The sequence below is a fragment of the Streptomyces sp. NPDC022552 genome, assembly GCF_055561875.1.
In genome coordinates, this window is record NZ_JBVHGJ010000002.1 from 353819 (window position 1) to 372747 (window position 18929).

Here is an 18929-nt window from a genome sequence, read left to right on the forward strand (position 1 = left end):
CCGATGGCGGGAACGCCTCCGCCCAGGTCTCCGCCCGCCTGCGGCACCGGCCGGCGCCCCGTGGCCTGATCGTGCCGGGCCTGGCGCTCGCGTCGGTCGGCCTTGCGCTCCTGACGGCGTCGAGGCCGGCGGCTCCTACGCCACCCACCGACTGCCGGCATCCTCCTCGTCGGCTTCGGCTTCGGCTTCGGTTTCGCCTTTCTCTGCGCTCATGCCGCTCTTCGCCACCGCGACCGGAGGCCTCTCCCCGCAGGACTCCGGCGGGACCTCGGCGTCCTCACGGCCTAGCGTGCGTCGCCCGGGGTCACCAGGCCCGATTCGTACGCGAAGATCACCGCCTGCGCCCTGTCCCGCAGGTCCAGCTTCGCCAGGACCCGGCCGATGTGGGTCTTCACCGTCTGTTCCGCGAGGACCAGACGTTCCGCGATCTCCTGGTTCGACAGGCCCCGGGCGATCAGTTCGAGGACCTCCGTCTCACGCGGCGTCAGGCCGTTCAGCCGCAGCGCCGCCCGGTCCGCCCGCGGCGCCGGCCTCGTCGCCGCGAAGTCGGCGATCAGCCGTCGCGTCACCGACGGCGCCAGCAACGCCTCGCCCGCCGCCACCACCCGTACCGCGGCGATCAGATCCGCCGGCGGCGCGTCCTTCAGCAAGAAGCCCGACGCGCCCGCGCGCAGCGCCTCGTACACGTAGTCGTCCACGTCGAACGTCGTGAGCATCAGCACCTTCGGACGGTGCACCACCCCCGCCGGCGGGTCCAGGATCTCCCGCGCCGCCGCCAGCCCGTCCATCTCCGGCATCCGTACGTCCATCAGCACCACGTCCGGGTGCGTCGCACGCGCGACCTCCACCCCCTGCCGCCCGTCCGGCGCCTCGCCCACCACGTCGATGTCGGCCTGCGCCGACAACAGCGCGGCGAACCCCGCCCGCACCATGGCCTGGTCGTCGACGATGATCACGCGGATGGGGGTCACGGAAGTCCGTCCTTCGTGCGCAGCGGGAGTCCGGCCGCGACCCGGAAGCCGCCGTCCGGCAGCGGCCCGGTGTCCAGCGTGCCGCCCGTCAACCGTACGCGTTCCCGCATGCCGACCAGCCCGTGACCCGTCCCGGTCCCGCCCTCCAGCGGCGAAGTCGGCCCAGGCGCGGGCCCGTTGACGACCACCACGATCAGCACGCCGTCCTCGGACCGTACCGACACCCGGGTCTCCGCGCCCGGCGCGTGCCGGACCACGTTCGCGAGAGCCTCCTGCACGATCCGGTACGCCGACAGATCCACCGCCTGCGGTACGTCGCCGCGGTCCTTGAGATCTGCCGCCATCGACAGCTCCGCCGGCACCCCCGCCCGTACCGTCGCCTCGATCAGCTGCTGCACCCGGTCCAGGCCCGGCTGCGGGGCCCGCTCGCCCTCCGTGCCCTCGCTGCGCAGCACCACCAGCAGCCGCCGCATCTCCGCGAGCGACTCCCGCGCGCTCGCCGCGATCGAGGTGAACTCCTCGCGCGCCGCCTCCGGAAGATCCGGGATCCGGTACGGCGCCGAGTCCGCCTGCACGGTGATCACGGACATGTGGTGGGCGACGACGTCGTGCAACTCGCGCGCGATCCGGGCGCGTTCCTCCAGGAGCGTCGTACGGGCCCGCTCCTCCTGTGTGCGGCGCTCGGCGTCCCCGCGCTCCCGCAGCGTCGCCGTGATGAGCAGGACGACGCCGCTCAGGACGAAGAGCAGGATGTGGACGCCGTCGTCCCGCTCCGGCCGGAGCGCGACGAGCACGAACCCGGCGGCCCCGGTCACCAGCCACACCCCGAGCAGGGCCTTGCGCGACTCGCGGAGCCCGAGGGCGAGCATCAGCGCGAGGTACCCGACGACGACCATCGGCGTCCACGGCCAGGACCGTCCGTCCAGGCCGTCCGCGCCGAGCAGCACGACGGCGCCGAGGACGTCGGCGGCGCCGATGATCCACCAGGCCTGGAGGGGACGGGTGACGGCGAGCAGCAACGGCGCGGTCTGCGCGGTGGCGAGAGCACCCGCGAGGGCACCGTTCACTTCGTAGTCCTGCATGAGGACGGTGACGGTGACGGGGAGCAGCGAACAGACGAAGCCGAGCGCGACGGCGTACGGGAGCATCCTCAGCCACCGGTTGCGCACATCGGCGAACAGGGGCGCGCCCGGCTCGGTCGGGGTCGCGAGGGCGACCCCGAAGGACCGCAGCGCCAGGCGCACGGGCGCGAGCCGCGCGGCGAGGCGGGGGGAGGTGGGTGTCTTCTTCATGGCCCGCCCAGGTTAGGCAGCCGGGCCCGCGCGAGACGTCATACCGAGGGGCCGGTCCAGGGGTGATACCTGGGTATCACCGGAGGCCGCACCCCCCAGCCGTCGCCGGGGCCGCCCCCATCCCGTCGCCGGGGGCCGCCCCCATTCCCCGAGCGCCGCCCCCGCAGCCGTCCCCGAGCGCCGCCCCCGCAGCCGTCCCCTTGGGCCGCCCCCAGCCCCTCCCCGAGGGCCGCCCCCCAGCCCGTCTCCCGAGCGCCGTCCCTGTCGCCCGTCCCCGAGGGTCGCCCCCCAGCCCGTCTCCCGAGCGCCGTCCTTGTCGCCCGTCCCCGAGCGCCGCGCTCACAGCTCCGCCAGCAGCTCCGCCTTCTTCACCGTGAACTCCTCGTCGGTCACCAGCCCCGCGCGGTGCAGTTCCCCCAGGTGCCGGATCCGCTCCGCGACGCCCGCCGGGTCGCGGGACTCCGGCGACGCCGGCACGTCCGCGGGCTCCGGCGCCGCCGTGCGTCCCGCGCCTCGGATCGCCGCCAGGACCGCCGCGGCGAACGGCAGGGACTCGTGGACCGGGCCGTAGCCGAGGCCGAAGACCACGGCCGCCGGGTCGTGGTCCGCCTGTGCCGACCGAGGCTCCCCGGCCCGGGGCAGCAGCCGCAGGTACCCGTCGAAGATGTCCGGCGAGCGCCACTCGACCCCGCTGAGCTCCCGTACCGAGAACGTCTGGTCGCCGGCCTTCCACTTCTCGGAGGACGCGCCCGTCCAGAACCAGCGGAACGTGACCTTCGACGTGCCGTCGAAGCTCGCCTTGCCGTCGTACGCCTTGAAGGACTGCGGCCCCTGGGGCGCCGCCACGAGGAAGCCGTCGGTCGGCTCGTCGCCGGGGAGGTCCCACGCGACGCCTGACGACCTGTCGGACAGGGCAGCCGGCGAGCCACCCGACGAGCCCCCCAGCGAGCCACTCGTCGAGACGTGGGCCCCGTCGGCCCGCCCGAGCCGTTCCCGTAGCTCGTCCCGGTAGTACTCGGCCAGCGTCTCCCGTTCCGCCGGCAGCACCAGCCGGTACGGGTCGTATCCCTCCTTCAACTGCCCCGCGGCCGCCTCCATCAGCGGATCGGCGCCCCGTCTCGGCACCGCGTGCAGCACGACCGTGCCCCGCTTGCCCGGGACGAGCGTCACCGACGCCAACGCCTCGTGCGGGATGCGTCGTTCGCCCAGCGCCTGGAAGAGTTTCGGTGTGCGGATCCCCCGTTCGAAGCGGATGACGAGGGCGTCACTCTCGAACTCCCAGGTGGCATGATTTCCGGCCAGCACATCACCCATGTGCCTCATCGTAGGCGGCGTGCGACCGCGCGTCGCCCCTGCGCGGGCAGCCGAAACGCCCCGCTCTACGCGCGTCAGACCTCTTCCGCGCCGGAAATCCCCCTGCGGCAAGCGCTGTCGGCGCTCGCACATGTCAGGCTCCCGTACGAACCGACGCCTATGGCAGCGAAGTTGTCCAGGCTTCCGGTGCCCGGCTCGAAATAGCCGGTGTGGCCCTTCGCGCCCTCCGACGAGAGCAGCCGCGCCCCGAACTCCGGCGCCACCGGATCCGCCCCGTGCCCGACCCCGCCGACCGCGAGGTGCGGTACGTCCGCGATCCAGTCGTCCGCGTCCCGCATCGCCCACACCCGGGCCCGGGTCGACAGTTCGGCCGCGCTCCCCACCCGCATGCCCGGGCTCCCCGCCACGACGACGTCCGTCACCCGGGAGGGCAGCTCGTCCGCGGCGACCCCGCAGAGCACGGAGCCGTAACTGTGGCAGAACAGGCTGACGCGCGAGTCTCCGGGCAGGGCGTTCGTCATGCCGAGCAGCCGTACCGCACCCGCCGAGGCGAGGCGCCCCATCGCGGCGTCGATGCCGACCCCGACGGGCGCGGTGTAGTCGGCCCAGGCGATCACGGCCGTACGGCTCCGGGGCGCGGCCCGGAGCTCGGCGGCGTACAGCGACTGCGCCATCCCTACGGGCGCCGAGTACTTGCGGCTCGTCTTCTGGAAGGTCAGCAGATTGGTGTCGACGCCCGGCACGATCACCGAGACCCGGTCCGCCCGGTCCAGATCGCCGAGGACCTCGGCCATCCGGCCGCCGCCGCTCGGGTCGAAGGCGAGGATCTGCCGGTCGGACCGCATCAGCGAGGTGAAGCGGTGAGCCCGGCGCACGGCCTCACGCCGGCCGTCGGTGGTCAGCTTGGCGGTCTCGATCCTGTGGCGCTCGGCGTCGAGCGCGCGGCCCAGGGAGATCCGGTTGGCGCGGTAGCGGAGGGCGACCGGGGCGCCGTCGAGATTGCCGACGACGAGCGGGTGCGCGTCGGCCAGGAAGGCGCCCTGCGACGGTCCGACGGAGGCGAAGAACGCGGAGATCGTCCGGGCGGGGGCGGACGGGTCGGGCAGCGCCCGGTGGCCGATCCTGCTGTGCACCCAGGACGCGAGCGCGGCCTCGCGGGACTCGCCCGGCCCGCGCTGATGGCTGATCGTCGTCCAGCCGGTGGTCGCGAGGAGTACGAACACGACGGCCAGCGCGAGCAGCAGGCGCCAGAGGGAGAGCGTGGGGGAGGAGTCGAAGGAAGTCACTGCGCCTCACCCTAGGAGACGCGAAAGGCGGCCTGGGGCGCCACGTGACGCGGATCACGAGGGGAGGTGGCGTGGGATGACGATCCGTACGCGCGGGCGTACGCCATGGGTTGAGGCGTGACGCGGGCGAGTCCGTACGGGACGGGCGGTGACGGCAGGCGCAGGCCCGTTCCTGTCGGTGGGGGAGGGGCGGGCTCGCGCGACCGGACGGGCCCGACCGTGCCCGTACGAAGTCCCCCGTACGAGACCTCCGGTACGGGCCGGTCCCGCGCCGAGACGCCTCTGCGGCCCCCCGGACCTACGCGCCCTCGCCCCGCCAGTCCCGGGCCAGCGCCGGCGCCAGGTGGTCCAGGTAGTCCTCCGTCAGGGCGCGGATGCCCTCCAGGCTCAGGTCGGTGCCCCGGCCCCACAGCTGGCCCGTCACGCGCATCACGCCGCTGAACGCCGCGACCACGATCCGCGGGCGAGGGTCCTCGTCCACGTCGACGCCCTCGCGCTCGGCGACGACCCGGGCGATGGTGTCCTCCATCTCGGTCGTGCGCCGCAGATGCGCGGCCAGCAGCGCCGGCGTCGACTCGATCATCTGGAAGGTCCGGAGGTACATGTCGACGGGCACGACCTCCATGATCGCCTCGCCGATCGTGTCCCACGAGGCGAGCACGGCGTTGCGCATCGCGTCGAGCGGACCCTCCTCCGCGGGGCGCTCCACCAGCGCCTGGACGAAGTGCTCCTCGACCATCTGCTGCACGGCGAACGCCACTTCCTCCTTGGAGGTGAAGTAGCGGAAGAACGTGCGCTGGGAGACCTCGACCGCGTCGGCGATCTCGTCCACGGTGGTCTGCTCGTACCCCTGTGTCGTGAACAGCTCCAGGGCCACCCGGAGGAGCGCGTCCCGTGTGCGCTGCTTCTTCCGTTCCCGCAGACCGGAAACCGTCACCTTATGGCCCTCTTTCCGCCACTTTCCATCGTTTCGTGCCGCTCAGCGTACCTGTGAGCCAAGTGACAGTTACCGGCGTGTGAATTGCTTTGTCAATTGTCAGTCACTGACATTAGCCTCCCTCGTATGACTAGTCAGACCACCGTGGAAAAGGCCCCGCAGGGCCAGGGGGGCGACCGGAGCCCCGTTCCGGCTCCGTCGAAAGGCCTGCGAGGCCACCCCTGGCTGACCCTGTTCGCAGTCGCCGCCGGCGTGATGATGGTCGCGCTCGACGGCACGATCGTCGCCATAGCCAACCCCGCCATCCAGGCGGACCTCGGCGCCACCCTCGACCAGCTCCAGTGGATCACCAACGGTTATCTGCTCGCGCTGGCCGTCGCGCTGATCACGGCCGGCAAGCTCGGTGACCGTTTCGGCCACCGCCAGACCTTCCTCATCGGCATCGCGGGCTTCGCCGCCGCCTCCGGGGCGATCGGCCTCTCGGACTCGATCGGGCTCGTGATCGCCTTCCGTGTCCTCCAGGGCCTCTTCGGCGCCCTGCTGATGCCGGCCGCGCTCGGCCTGCTGCGCGCCACCTTCCCGGCCGAGAAGCTGAACATGGCCATCGGCATCTGGGGCATGGTCATCGGTGCCTCCACGGCCGGCGGCCCGATCCTCGGCGGCTTCCTCGTCGAGCACGTCAGCTGGCAGTCCGTCTTCTTCATCAACGTGCCGGTCGGTGTCCTCGCGCTCGTCCTCGGCCTGGTGATCCTGAAGGACCACCGCGCCGAGAACGCACCGCGCTCCTTCGACATCCTCGGCATCCTGCTGCTCTCCGGCGCGATGGGGTCCCTCGTCTGGGGCCTCATCAACGCCGGTGCCAAGTGGGGCTGGGCGAGCGGCAACACCGTGGGCTGCCTGGCCGCAGCGGTCTTCCTCTTCGTCCTCTTCGCCTTCTGGCAGACGAAGGTCAAGGAGCCGCTCATCCCGCTGGCCATGTTCCGCTCCGTCCCGCTCACGGCGGGCGTGGTGCTGATGGTCCTGATGGCCTTCGCCTTCATGGGCGGCCTGTTCTTCGTGACCTTCTACCTGCAGGGCGTCAAGGGCCTGAGCCCGATCGACAGCGGTCTGCACCTCCTGCCGCTGACGGCGATGATGATCGTCTCCTCGCCGCTGGCCGGTGCGCTGATCACCAAGTTCGGCCCGCGCATCCCGCTGGTGGGCGGCATGATCTGCACCGCCGTCGCGATGTTCGGCATGATGTCCCTCTCCGCGGAGACCGGCACGTTCACGATGTCGCTCTGGTTCGCTCTGCTCGGCCTGGGCCTCGCCCCGGTCATGGTCGGCGCCACCGAGGTCATCGTCGGCAACGCCCCGCTGGAGCTCTCCGGTGTGGCGGGCGGCCTGCAGCAGGCCGCCATGCAGGTCGGCGGCGCGCTCGGTACGGCCGTGCTGGGCGCGGTCATGTCCTCCAAGGTCTCCAGCGCGTTCGCCGAGAACTGGACGGCGGCCGGGATTCCGGGCGCGCCCGCGCCGGGTCTCGAGGAGGCCGCCGAGTTCGGCATGGTCCCGCAGGAGCTGGCCAAGGCGCCCAACATGACCCCGGACATGTTCGACAAGATCGGGGGCGTCATCCACGACACGTTCCTGGACGGCATGGGCCTTGCCTTCACCGTCGCCGGTGTCGTCGCGGTCGTCGCGGCCCTGGTCGCCACGCTGACCAAGCGCGGCGAGAACGCGGAGGCGGGGGCGGGCGCCGCCCACATCTGACGTTCCGCATCTGCCTGGTGAAACGACAGCCCCGCCGGACCCGGTCCGGCGGGGCTGTCACCTGTCCGGGTGAATCGAGCCTTGGCCTCTTCCCAACGGGCTGTGACCTCCGCCAGAGTTCTGATTACAGAGAGTTACGGAATCGGGGGGTTCACCGACATGTATACGAAGCACGCAGGGACGAAGCACGCAGGGACGAAGCACGCAGGGACGAAGCACGCAGGGACCAAGCACACCCGGGCGACGAAGCACGTACTCCGGGCCGCACTGGCGGCCGCTCTGCTCACCGCCGCCGCCCTGCCGGCGGCCTGGCCGGCCACCGCCGTGTCCGTCGCCGCCCCGGCCGCGCCGGCCACCAAGCTCGGGGCGTGTGGGCCCGGTCAGCTGTGTCTGTGGCCGAAGGCGGACTTCAAGGGCCCGTCGTGGAAGCACGAGCTGGCCGACACCGACATCGAGAGCTGTGTCGCCCTGCCGCCCGGCGCGAGCGCCCTGGCCAACAGGACCGGACGGCCCGTGACGACGTACCAGTCCGCGGAGTGCGGGGAGACGGGCGAGTTCGAGACCTATCCGGGGCGCGGGACCTGGGTGCCCCAGAGTCCGTACGAGGTCAGAGCCTTCAAGCTCTGGGAGCGGTAGGCACCGCGCCGCCCTGCCGCGGCACGGGGTCGGCCGGCGTGGCGGTGACCGGGGCCGAGAGCCGGGACACCTCGGCGCGCAGCTCCTGGACCTCCCGGGTCAGGGCCTCCAGGAGCTCGGTCTGCCGGCGCTCCTGGGCGTCGTCCCGCTCGAAGCGGGAGATGAACCAGGCGGCGATGTTGGCGGTCACCACACCGAGCAGGGCGATCCCCGAGAGCATCAGCCCCACCGCGAGGACGCGGCCGAGTCCCGTGGTGGGTGCGTGATCGCCGTACCCCACCGTCGTCATCGTGGTGAACGACCACCAGACCGCGTCGCCGAGCGTCTTGATGTTCCCGTCCGGGGCGTTCCGCTCCACATGGAGCACGGCGAGCGAGCCGAACATCATCAGCCCGACCACCGCGCCCGCCACATAGGTGGTGAGCGTTATCTGCGGAGCCATCCGGGCCCGCCGGCCCACGAGGAGGAGTGTCGAGACGAGACGCAGCAGCCGCAGCGGCTGCACGAGCGGGAGCAGGACCGCGAGAAGATCGAGCGGGTGGCCCCGTACGAACTGCCACTTCGCCGGGGCCAGCACGAGCCGCACGGCGTAGTCGAGCGCGAACGCGCCCCAGACCACCCACTCCACGGCCAGACACAGCTCATGGATCCAGCGGTCGGCATCAGGCGCCACGATCGGTACGGCGTAGGCGACGCCGAACGCCACTGCCAGGATCAGCAGTGGCGTCTGGGTGCGCTTCTCCCAGCGTTCCATCATGCCGGGAATCGTATGGGGGGTGCGGGGGCGCATCAGCCCCCGCACCCACACCACACGTGTGCGCCGTTACGCGTCTCCGCCGGCCGGGCCGGGGTCGGCGGCGGCCACGTCGAGCAGCTGGTAGCGGTCCACGGCCTGCTTCAGCGCCGACCGGTCGACCTTGCCCTCGCGGGCCAGCTCGGTGAGGACCGCGAGCACGATCGACTCGGCGTCGATGTGGAAGTAGCGGCGGGCGGCGCCCCGCGTGTCGGCGAAGCCGAAGCCGTCCGCGCCGAGCGACGTGTAGGTGCCCGGCACCCAGCGGGAGATCTGGTCCGGAACCGAGCGCATCCAGTCGGAGACGGCGACGAACGGGCCCTGCGCGGAGGACAGCTTGCGCGTCACGTACGGGACGCGCTGCTCCTCCTCCGGGTGGAGCAGGTTGTGCCGGTCGACGTCGACGGCCTCGCGGCGCAGCTCGTTCCAGGACGTCGCCGACCAGACGTCGGCGCGCACGTTCCACTCCTCGGCGAGGATCCGCTGCGCCTCCATCGCCCACGGCACGGCGACACCGGAGGCCATGATCTGCGCGGGGATCGCTCCGGCCTCGCCCGCCTTGTAGCGGTAGATGCCCTTGAGGATGCCCTCGGCGTCCACGTTCTCGGGCTCGGCCGGGTGCTGGATCGGCTCGTTGTAGACGGTCAGGTAGTAGAAGACGTCCTCGGCGTCGGGGCCGTACATCCTCTTCAGGCCGTCCTGGACGATGTGCGCGATCTCGAAGCCGAAGGCCGGGTCGTACGCGACACAGCCGGGGTTCGTCGAGGCGAGCAGGTGCGAGTGGCCGTCCGCGTGCTGGAGGCCCTCACCGGTCAGCGTCGTGCGGCCGGCGGTGGCGCCGAGCACGAAGCCGCGCGCGAGCTGGTCGGCCATCTGCCAGAACTGGTCGCCGGTCCGCTGGAAGCCGAACATCGAGTAGAAGACGTAGACGGGGATCAGCGGCTCGCCGTGCGTGGCGTACGCCGAACCGGCCGCGATCAGCGAGGCCGTGCAGCCGGCCTCGGAGATGCCGTCGTGCAGCATCTGGCCGGTCGGGGACTCCTTGTAGGCGAGCAGCAGTTCGCGGTCCACGGCCTCGTACTGCTGGCCGAGCGGGTTGTAGATCTTGGCGCTCGGGAAGAACGAGTCCATGCCGAAGGTGCGGTACTCGTCGGGCGCGATCAGCACGAACCGCTTGCCGATCTCCTTGTCCCGCATCAGGTCCTTGAGCAGCCGGACGAAGGCCATCGTGGTGGCGATCGACTGCTGGCCGGAGCCCTTCTTCACCGGGGCGTAGGTCTTCTCCTCGGGGAGGACCAGCGGCTTCGCCCGCACTACGCGCGTCGGGACGTACCCGCCGAGCGCCTTGCGGCGGTCGTGCATGTACTGGATCTCCTCGGAGTCCCGGCCCGGGTGGTAGTACGGCGGCAGACCGTTCTCCAGCTGCGTGTCCGTGATCGGGATGTGCAGACGGTCGCGGAAGCGCTTGAGGTCGTCGGTCGTCAGCTTCTTCATCTGGTGGGTCGCGTTGCGGCCCTCGAAGTTCGGGCCGAGCGTCCAGCCCTTGACGGTCTGCGCGAGGACGACGGTCGGCTGGCCCTTGTGGGCCTTGGCCGCCGCGAAGGCCGCGAAGATCTTCTTGTGGTCGTGACCGCCACGGCCCAGGTGCAGGATCTGGTGGTCCGACATGCCCTCGACCATCGAGCGCAGCCGCTGGTCGTCGCCGAAGAAGTGGTCGCGGATGTACGCGCCGGTCTCCGTGGCGTACGTCTGGAACTGGCCGTCGGGCGTGGTGTTCAGCTTGTTGACCAGGATGCCGTCGCGGTCCTGGGCGAGCAGCGGGTCCCAGGAGCGGTCCCAGATGAGCTTGATCACGTTCCAGCCGGCGCCGCGGAACTGCGACTCCAGCTCCTGAATGATCTTGCCGTTGCCGCGCACCGGGCCGTCGAGGCGCTGGAGGTTGCAGTTGACGACGAAGGTCAGGTTGTCCAGGCCCTCACGGGCGGCGATGGACAGCTGGCCGAGCGACTCCGGCTCGTCCATCTCGCCGTCACCGAGGAACGCCCAGACGTGCGACTTGGAGGTGTCGGCGATCCCGCGCGCCTCCATGTAGCGGTTCATCCGGGCCTGGTAGATCGCGCCGAGCGGGCCGAGGCCCATCGACACGGTCGGGAACTCCCAGAAGTCCGGCATCAGCCGCGGGTGCGGGTACGAGGAGAGCCCGTTCGGGAACTTGGACTTCTCCTGGCGGAACGCGTCGAGCTGCGTCTCGGACAGCCGGTCGAGCAGATAGGCGCGCGCGTAGATCCCGGGCGAGGCGTGGCCCTGGAAGAAGATCTGGTCGCCGCCGTCGCCCTCGTCCTTGCCGCGGAAGAAGTGGTTGAAGCCGACGTCGTACAGCGAGGCGGAGGAGGCGAAGGTGGCGATGTGGCCGCCGACCCCGATGCCCGGGCGCTGCGCGCGCGAGACCATCACGGCCGCGTTCCAGCGGGTCGCGTTGAGGACCTTGCGCTCGATCTCCTCGTTGCCGGGGAAGAACGGCTCGTCCCTGGTCGCGATCGTGTTCACGTAGTCCGTGCTGCGCATCTCGGGCACGGCGACGCGCTTCTCGCGGGCGCGCTCGATCAGGCGGAGCATCAGGTAGCGGGCCCGCTCGCGACCCCGCTCGTCGACCGCCGCGTCGAGGGAGTCGAGCCATTCCTGGGTCTCTTCGGGATCGAAATCCGGGACCTGGCTGGGAAGGCCGCCAATGATGATCGGGTTGCGATCGGATCCGGAAGCCACGCTGTTCCTTCGCTGTTCGGTGGAGCCCACGGAGGCCGGGACGCCGGCCGGGATGTCCATCGTGTACCCCGTCGGTGTCAAACGTCATCTCTACCGAGGGGTAACCCCCGCTGGGCGCCTGGTTGGGTCAAATCGCAACCTTACGCCCAACCCGCGCATGCGTTTCGTCAGCACGTTCGGCAGACTGAAGCCGCGGAACACCGTAAAACAGGACCAAGCGTGTGCCGTACGTCACGGAGCGGAGTGGAAGCGAGCCGGAAGATGCGGCGAGACGGCCCCAAACGTCACCGTTTCGGCGGTCTCGGCGGCCGGGTACTTGCGCGATCCGCCCAGCCCGTGTGGACTACGGCCAGCGCCGCGCGTACGCGCGTGGCCGAAGCATTTTCCGATACATGATCAGGAGGCAAGCCGTGAGCGCGACCGCGGACCACGCGGAGGAGCGGACCAACCCGGCAGCGAGGCTGGGGTTCGAGCCCGGACAGGTGGTCCAGGAGATCGGTTACGACGACGACGTCGATTTCGATCTCCGCGAAGGCATCGAGTCCATCATCGGGTCGGACCTTGTGGACGAGGACTACGACGACGTCGCTGACGCAGTCGTGCTCTGGTTCCGCGACGAGGACGGAGATCTGACGGACTCCCTGGTCGATGCCATTGGCCTGCTGGAGGACGGCGGGGTCGTTTGGCTGCTGACGCCCAAGACGGGCCGAGACGGCTACGTCGAGCCGAGCGACATCAGTGACGCCGCGCAGACCGCCGGCCTCTCCCAGACCAAGAGCATCAGCGTGGCAAAGGACTGGGCGGGCAGCCGCCTGGTCGCACCCAAGCGCTGATCCCCCAAGCAGCAGGAGCCCCCACCGGACCCGTCCGGTGGGGGCTCTGTGCGTGGTGGGGACCGCGCGACGCGGTGGGCCGCCGGGCGGCTCGGTGCGTGGTGGGGACGTGGGTCTTCGGCGGGGTTCTAAGCTGGGCCTTCACCTGTTCGGTCCAGTGAAGGGACACGTACGCCATGGCGATCGAGGTCGGCACGAAGGCGCCGGAGTTCGAGCTCAAGGACAACCACGGCCGCACCGTGAGGCTCTCCGACTACCGGGGCGAGAAGAACGTGGTCCTGCTCTTCTACCCCTTCGCCTTCACCGGCGTCTGCACCGGCGAGCTGTGCGAGCTGCGCGACAACCTGCCGAAGTTCGTCAACGACGACACCCAGCTCCTCGCCGTCTCCAACGACTCGATCCACACCCTGCGCGTCTTCGCCGACCAGGAGGGCCTGGAGTACCCGCTCCTCTCCGACTTCTGGAAGCACGGCGAGGCCTCCCGTGCGTACGGAGTCTTCGACGAGGACAAGGGCTGCGCGGTGCGCGGCACGTTCATCATCGACAAGGAGGGCGTCGTCCGCTGGACCGTCGTCAACGCCCTTCCGGACGCCCGCGACCTCAACGACTACCTCAAGGCGCTCGACACTCTCTGAGCATCGGGGCGAATCGTCTGTCCAGGCCGGGAACCCCTCACTAGGATCCACTCGTTGATCCGATGCCAACGCACGACGGGGGCGCTGCCCCTGGAAACCACATGGAGGGACTCGTGGGAGTCAGCCTCAGCAAGGGCGGCAACGTCTCGCTGACCAAGGAGGCCCCTGGCCTGACCGCCGTCACCGTCGGTCTGGGCTGGGATGTCCGTACCACCACCGGGACGGACTTCGACCTCGACGCCAGCGCCATTCTGGTCAGCGCGGAGGGCAAGGTCCGCAACGACCAGGACTTCGTGTTCTTCAACAACCTGAAGAGCGCCGACGGCTCGGTCGAGCACACCGGTGACAACCTCACCGGTGAGGGCGAGGGTGACGACGAGCAGGTCAAGGTCAGCCTGGCCACGGTGCCCGCCGATGTCGCCAAGATCGTCTTCCCGGTGTCGATCTACGACGCCGAGAACCGCCAGCAGTCCTTCGGCCAGGTGCGCAACGCGTTCATCCGCGTCGTGAACCAGGCCGGCGGTGCCGAGATCGCCCGGTACGACCTCTCCGAGGACGCCTCGACCGAGACGGCCATGGTCTTCGGCGAGCTGTACCGCAACGGCGAGGAGTGGAAGTTCCGCGCGGTCGGCCAGGGGTACGCCTCGGGCCTGCGCGGCATCGCCCAGGACTTCGGCGTCAACGTCTGATCCGACAGTCCGATCCGTCCGGCGTCGCACACTCCGTGCGGCGCCGGACGTGCCTCATCAGCACGACCATCGCAGTTCACCGGGGAGGAAACACACATGGGCGTCACGCTCGCCAAGGGAGGCAACGTCTCCCTCTCCAAGGCCGCACCCAACCTCACCCAGGTGCTGGTCGGCCTCGGCTGGGACGCGCGCTCCACCACCGGAGCGCCCTTCGACCTCGACGCCAGCGCCCTGCTGTGCCAGTCGGGACGAGTGCTCGGCGACGAGTACTTCGTCTTCTACAACAACCTCAAGAGCCCCGAAGGCTCCGTCGAGCACACCGGCGACAACCTCACCGGCGAGGGTGACGGCGACGACGAGTCGCTGATCGTGGATCTCATCAAGGTCCCGGCCCACTGCGACAAGATCATCTTTCCGGTCTCGATCCACGAGGCCGACAATCGCGGCCAGACCTTCGGCCAGGTCAGCAACGCCTTCATTCGCGTCGTGAACCAGGCGGACGGCCAGGAGTTGGCCCGTTACGACCTCTCCGAGGACGCTTCCACCGAGACTGCGATGATCTTCGGTGAGCTGTACCGGTACGGGGGTGAATGGAAGTTCCGGGCGGTGGGGCAGGGGTACGCGTCCGGACTCCGGGGCATCGCTCTAGACTTCGGGGTCAACGTTTCGTAAAGCCGCGTACTTAAAACGATGGGGTAGACAGTGGTTCTGAAAACCTTCGGCTGGTCGTTCGCCATCACGGCGCTCGGACTGGTCGCAGCGGTGCTCTACGGGGGGTGGGAAGCGTTCGGGATCGTCGCGATCCTGTGCATCCTCGAGATCTCGCTGTCCTTCGACAATGCGGTGGTCAACGCCGGAATCCTGAAGAAGATGAATGCCTTCTGGCAGAAGATCTTCCTCACCATCGGTGTGCTCATCGCCGTCTTCGGCATGCGGCTGGTCTTCCCCGTCGTGATCGTCGCGATCAGCGCCAAGATCGGCCCCATCGAGGCTGTCGATCTCGCCCTCAACGACGCCGAGCGCTACGAGCAGCTCGTGACCGACGCTCACCCGTCGATCGCCGCCTTCGGCGGTATGTTCCTGCTGATGATCTTCCTCGACTTCATCTTCGAGGACCGTGACATCAAGTGGCTCGGCTGGCTGGAGCGCCCGCTGGCCAAGCTCGGCAAGATCGACATGCTGTCGGTCTGCATCGCCCTGATCGTCCTGGCGGCCAGCGCCATGACCTTCGCGACCCAGGCCCACCAGCACGGCGGTACGCACGTCGACAAGGCGGCGACCGTCCTGCTCTCGGGCGTCTTCGGCCTCATCACGTACCTCGTCGTCGGCGGTCTCTCGGGCTACTTCGAGAACAAGCTGGAGGAGGAAGAGGAGCGCGAGCACGAGGCCGAGGAGGAGGCCAAGCGCAGCGGCAAGAAGGTCTCCGCCGTGCAGATGGCCGGCAAGGCCGCGTTCTTCATGTTCCTGTACCTCGAGGTCCTCGACGCGTCGTTCTCCTTCGACGGTGTCATCGGCGCCTTCGCCATCACCAACGACATCGTCCTGATGGCGCTCGGCCTCGGCGTCGGCGCGATGTACGTCCGTTCGCTGACGGTCTACCTGGTCCGCCAGGGCACCCTCGACGACTACGTCTACCTGGAGCACGGCGCCCACTACGCCATCGGCGCGCTCGCCGTGATCCTCATGATCTCCATCCGCTACCAGATCCCCGAGGTCGTCACCGGCCTCATCGGTGTCGCCCTGATCGGCTGGTCCTTCTGGTCCTCCGTCCGGCGCAACAGGGCCCTGGCGGCGGCCGAGGGAAAAGCTGACTCCTCGGGCAAGACCGAGGTGTCGTCCGGGGTGTGACACCCCCGGCAATGAGGAACGCTTCACTGCGGGGCGGCCGGTGCACCCGGCCGCCCCGCCGCGTCTGACCAGGTTTCGAGTGGGGGGTGGGGCACATGGGCTTCTTCGACGGCCTGTTTCCGGGGAGGGCCGCGCAGTTCGACTCGGGCAGCGCCTCCAGCAACACCATCGACCTCACCAAACGGCGCCCGACGGTCTCCCTGACCAAACAGGGCGCCGCCACCGGCAATCTGCGCGTCAACCTCTCCTGGCGGATGCGCACCTCCGACATCGACGGCCGCTCACGCCAGAGCGGCCAACTGCTCCGCCACCCCTCGAAGCTCTTCAAGCCCGAGGTCGTCCAGGCGCACACCCAGAGCATGGTCAACGTCGACCTGGACCTCGGCTGCATGTACGAGCTCGCGGACGGCAGCAAGGGCGTGGTGCAGCCGCTCGGCGGCTTCTTCGGGTCCCTGAACGCGGCGCCGTACGTGAACCTGAGCGGCGACGACCGGTTCGGCGGTTCGTCCGGCGAGACGATCTTCGTCAACCTCGACCACCGGGACGCGATCAAGCGCCTGCTGTTCTTCGTCTACATCTACGACCAGACCCCGGCCTTCGACCGGACGCACGCCAAGGTGACGCTCTATCCCAGCAACGGACCGAGGATCGAGATCGAACTCGACGAGCGCGCCCCGCAGGCCCGCTCCTGCGCGGTCTTCACCGTCGAGAAGGTCAAGGACGAGCTGATCGTCCGCCGTGAGGTGAAGTTCGTGTACGGCTTCCAGGCGGAGCTGGACCGGCTGTACGGCTGGGGCCTGCAGTGGGGGCGCGGCTACAAGACCAAGGCGTAGGCGATGCGCTTACGGGCGGACGAACTGCGGGCCCATCGGCGGCATCCGGAAGTTCGGGTCCGGGGCGGGCGCGGCGGCCGCGGCGGGCTGGGGATAGCCGTACGCCGGCCGGTCGGACGCGACCGGCTGCGGGTAACCGTAGGCCGGCACGGGCGCGGGCGGACTGGTCGGCTGCGGTGGCACGGCCACGGGCGGATGGACGACGGTCGCGTCGAGATCCGGGACGGGCGGAACCGTCCGAGTGGCCGAATCGTGTGCCTGGACGGGAGCCCCGGCCGAGCCGGCGTCCCGCGCACCGGAGCCGTCGGAGCTCCCCGGGCCACCGGGGGCCTCGGAGCCGTCGGTGTCCTCGGAGGCCTCGTCGACCGAGATCCCGAAGTCGGTGGCGAGCCCGACGAGGCCGGTCGGGTAGCCCTGCCCCACCGCGCGGAACTTCCAGCCGTCCCCGCGCCGGTACAGCTCGCCGCAGATGATCGCCGTCTCCTCGCCCGTCTCCGCCTTCACGTCGAAGAGGGCCAGCGGCTCCCGGTCCGGCGCACCCGCGTCGTACAGAAGGATCCGCAGGTCGGAGACGGAACGGAAGGTGTCGCCGTCCGAGGAGGCCGCGATCACGACCTGGTCGACCGTCGGGTCGAGCCCGCCGAGATCGGCCTCGACCGTGTCGGTCAGTCCCTCCGTCACCCGCTTCTTGGGCAGACGGCGCACCAGGCCGGAGGGGTGGCGCGGCTGGTTGTAGAAGACGAAGTCCTCGTCGGAACGCACGCGCCCGTCGGCGCCCAGCAGCAGCGCGGAGGCGTCGACGTCGGGGACCCCGGGGCCCGGGGTCCAGCGGAGCACGGCCCGTACGGCCGCGGTGTCGAGAGGGACGTTGGAGCCCTTCAGCATCGCGTGCGTCATGACCGTCATCCTGCCTTCCCGGCCGACCGCCGGACAACGCGGGGGCCGTACCGATCCGCGCGTCGCGACATTCGGGGAAGTACACGGCATGCGACGGATGCGGACGAGTTACCTGGATTTCATACTCGAAGGGAACTGAGTACACCCGTACCTACGTACTATTACCGGCCACATGTCGTCACGGCCACAGAGGCAGTCGGGGGAGTTACATTGCGTCATTTCGGGCACATCCCGTCCGCCATGCGGGCCGGGCTGTTCCACCAGGAGCCGGCCGAGTTCACGGCCGACTCCCCTGCGAGCACGCTCGCCGTGGCCCTGGGGGCCACTCTCTACAGCCCCGCCACCCGGCCGCGGCTCGCCGACGACGTGCGCAAACAGGCCGCACGCGGGGTCGTCTCCATGGTGCTCTGCCTGGAGGACTCCATCGCCGACGCCGACGTGGAGGCCGCCGAGACCAACCTCGTGAACCAGTTCGCGGACCTCGCACGGGGCCTCACGCCGGGCCTCGCGGCAGGCTCCGATGCCGGCGGCTCCCCGGCCGACGGCGCCGCCACGACGGACGGACTCGCCCCCCGGGACGTGCCCCTGCTCTTCATCCGGGTCCGTGAACCCCACCAGATCACCGATCTGGTCGCACGCCTCGGGGGCGACGTCCGCCTGCTGTCCGGATTCGTCCTGCCGAAGTTCACCGAGACCCGCGGACGCGTCTTCCTGGAGGCCCTCACCGCCGCCGAGAGGGCGTGCGGACGGCGACTCTTCGCCATGCCCGTCCTGGAGTCTCCCGAGCTCCTGCACCTGGAGACCCGCGCCGAGACCCTCGCCGGGATCGCCGCGACCGTGGACAAGCACCGGGAGCGGGTCCTCGCCCTGCGCCTCGGCGTCACCGACTTCTGCTCCGCCTACGGACTGCGCCGCTCCCCCGACATGACGGCGTACGACGTCCAGCTCGTCGCCCATGTGATCGCCGACGTCGTCAACGTCCTCGGCCGCTCCGACGGCACCGGCTTCACCATCACCGGACCCGTCTGGGAGTACTTCCGGCTCGGCGAGCGCATGTTCAAGCCCCAGCTGCGCCGCAGCCCCTTCCTGGAGGGCAGCGCCGAGGACCTGCGCACCGCCCTCATCGAGCACGACCTCGACGGGCTGCTGCGCGAGATCGAACTCGACCGGGCCAACGGCCTGCTCGGCAAGACCTGCATCCACCCCACACACGTGGTGCCCGTGCACGCGCTCTCCGTGGTCAGCCACGAGGAGTTCAGCGACGCGCAGGACATCCTGCGGCCCGAGCGCGGCGGGGGCGGCGTGATGCGTTCCGCGTACACGAACAAGATGAACGAGGTGAAGCCGCATCGCGCGTGGGCCGAACGGACCCTCCTGCGCGCCGAGGTCTTCGGCGTCGCCAAGGAGGACGTCGGCTTCGTGGATCTGCTCACCGCCGGACTGGCCGGCTGAC

17 protein-coding genes are annotated in these 18929 nt (G+C 70.1%); 9 read left to right on the top strand and 8 right to left on the bottom strand.

Annotation, left to right across the window (positions count from 1 at the left end; translation table 11 throughout):
- Window positions 1-284: 284 nt before the first annotated feature.
- The 5 genes from ACZ3OF_RS06450 to ACZ3OF_RS06470 form a co-directional block, all read right to left on the bottom strand.
- The gene (locus tag ACZ3OF_RS06450) at window positions 285-971 is read right to left on the bottom strand and encodes a response regulator transcription factor (protein ID WP_361674848.1); all 687 of its coding nucleotides are present in this window, start codon (window positions 969-971) and stop codon (window positions 285-287) included.
- On the bottom strand, window positions 968-2263 hold the full coding sequence (locus ACZ3OF_RS06455; RefSeq protein WP_361674850.1) for a sensor histidine kinase: 1296 nt from the start codon (window positions 2261-2263) through the stop codon (window positions 968-970). Before ACZ3OF_RS06455 ends, ACZ3OF_RS06450 begins: the two co-directional genes overlap by 4 nt.
- A 339-nt stretch (window positions 2264-2602) precedes the next feature.
- Entirely contained in the window at window positions 2603-3577 is a 975-nt protein-coding gene (locus ACZ3OF_RS06460) for a DUF4429 domain-containing protein (RefSeq protein ID WP_361674852.1), read from the bottom strand.
- A gap of 74 nt (window positions 3578-3651) precedes the next feature.
- Window positions 3652-4863, bottom strand: coding sequence for an alpha/beta hydrolase (locus tag ACZ3OF_RS06465; RefSeq protein WP_361674854.1), 1212 nt, complete (start codon window positions 4861-4863; stop codon window positions 3652-3654).
- Window positions 4864-5161: 298 nt separating this feature from the next.
- Window positions 5162-5800 carry a TetR family transcriptional regulator gene (locus tag ACZ3OF_RS06470; RefSeq protein WP_361674856.1) on the bottom strand — a complete coding sequence of 213 codons (639 nt, stop codon included), beginning with the start codon at window positions 5798-5800 and terminating at the stop codon, window positions 5162-5164.
- Between the two features lie 255 nt (window positions 5801-6055).
- Between ACZ3OF_RS06470 and ACZ3OF_RS06475 the strand changes: the two genes are divergently transcribed.
- Together ACZ3OF_RS06475 and ACZ3OF_RS06480 are read left to right on the top strand one after the other, a co-directional pair.
- Window positions 6056-7549, top strand: a complete 1494-nt coding sequence (locus ACZ3OF_RS06475) for an MFS transporter (RefSeq protein ID WP_467303799.1) — start codon at window positions 6056-6058, stop codon at window positions 7547-7549.
- A gap of 159 nt (window positions 7550-7708) precedes the next feature.
- Window positions 7709-8185 carry a peptidase inhibitor family I36 protein gene (locus ACZ3OF_RS06480; protein WP_467303176.1) on the top strand — a complete coding sequence of 159 codons (477 nt, stop codon included), beginning with the start codon at window positions 7709-7711 and terminating at the stop codon, window positions 8183-8185.
- On the opposite strand, the gene ACZ3OF_RS06485 is transcribed toward ACZ3OF_RS06480, so the two are convergent.
- Complete coding sequence (locus ACZ3OF_RS06485) at window positions 8166-8942, bottom strand: potassium channel family protein (protein ID WP_361674860.1); 777 nt, start codon at window positions 8940-8942, stop codon at window positions 8166-8168. The two genes, ACZ3OF_RS06480 and ACZ3OF_RS06485, sit on opposite strands and share 20 nt — an antisense overlap.
- 66 nt (window positions 8943-9008) lie before the next feature.
- Window positions 9009-11741, bottom strand: a complete 2733-nt coding sequence (gene aceE, locus ACZ3OF_RS06490) for a pyruvate dehydrogenase (acetyl-transferring), homodimeric type (protein ID WP_361674862.1) — start codon at window positions 11739-11741, stop codon at window positions 9009-9011.
- Between the two features lie 410 nt (window positions 11742-12151).
- Here aceE and ACZ3OF_RS06495 point away from each other — a divergent pair, with 410 nt between their 5' ends.
- The 6 genes from ACZ3OF_RS06495 to ACZ3OF_RS06520 all read left to right on the top strand — a co-directional run bounded on the left by ACZ3OF_RS06495 (window position 12152) and on the right by ACZ3OF_RS06520 (window position 16579).
- Window positions 12152-12574 carry a DUF3052 domain-containing protein gene (locus ACZ3OF_RS06495; RefSeq protein ID WP_361434854.1) on the top strand — a complete coding sequence of 141 codons (423 nt, stop codon included), beginning with the start codon at window positions 12152-12154 and terminating at the stop codon, window positions 12572-12574.
- Window positions 12575-12750: 176 nt separating this feature from the next.
- The gene (locus ACZ3OF_RS06500) at window positions 12751-13209 is read left to right on the top strand and encodes a peroxiredoxin (protein ID WP_260226461.1); all 459 of its coding nucleotides are present in this window, start codon (window positions 12751-12753) and stop codon (window positions 13207-13209) included.
- Between the two features lie 113 nt (window positions 13210-13322).
- On the top strand, window positions 13323-13898 hold the full coding sequence (locus tag ACZ3OF_RS06505; RefSeq protein ID WP_352192241.1) for a TerD family protein: 576 nt from the start codon (window positions 13323-13325) through the stop codon (window positions 13896-13898).
- 96 nt (window positions 13899-13994) lie between these two features.
- On the top strand, window positions 13995-14570 hold the full coding sequence (locus ACZ3OF_RS06510; RefSeq protein ID WP_361674864.1) for a TerD family protein: 576 nt from the start codon (window positions 13995-13997) through the stop codon (window positions 14568-14570).
- Window positions 14571-14600: 30 nt separating this feature from the next.
- A complete protein-coding gene (locus tag ACZ3OF_RS06515) occupies window positions 14601-15746 on the top strand; it encodes a DUF475 domain-containing protein (protein ID WP_361674866.1) in 1146 nt (381 codons plus the stop codon).
- 95 nt (window positions 15747-15841) lie between these two features.
- Window positions 15842-16579 carry a TerD family protein gene (locus tag ACZ3OF_RS06520; RefSeq protein WP_361674868.1) on the top strand — a complete coding sequence of 246 codons (738 nt, stop codon included), beginning with the start codon at window positions 15842-15844 and terminating at the stop codon, window positions 16577-16579.
- A 9-nt stretch (window positions 16580-16588) separates the two neighbouring features.
- Here the strand turns inward: ACZ3OF_RS06520 and ACZ3OF_RS06525 are convergent, their stop codons facing one another.
- Complete coding sequence (locus tag ACZ3OF_RS06525; RefSeq protein WP_361674870.1) at window positions 16589-17485, bottom strand: TerD family protein; 897 nt, start codon at window positions 17483-17485, stop codon at window positions 16589-16591.
- 201 nt (window positions 17486-17686) lie between these two features.
- Here ACZ3OF_RS06525 and ACZ3OF_RS06530 point away from each other — a divergent pair, with 201 nt between their 5' ends.
- Window positions 17687-18928: an HpcH/HpaI aldolase/citrate lyase family protein gene (locus ACZ3OF_RS06530; protein ID WP_361674872.1), complete on the top strand. Its 1242-nt coding sequence runs from the start codon at window positions 17687-17689 to the stop codon at window positions 18926-18928.
- Window position 18929: the final 1 nt, after the last annotated feature.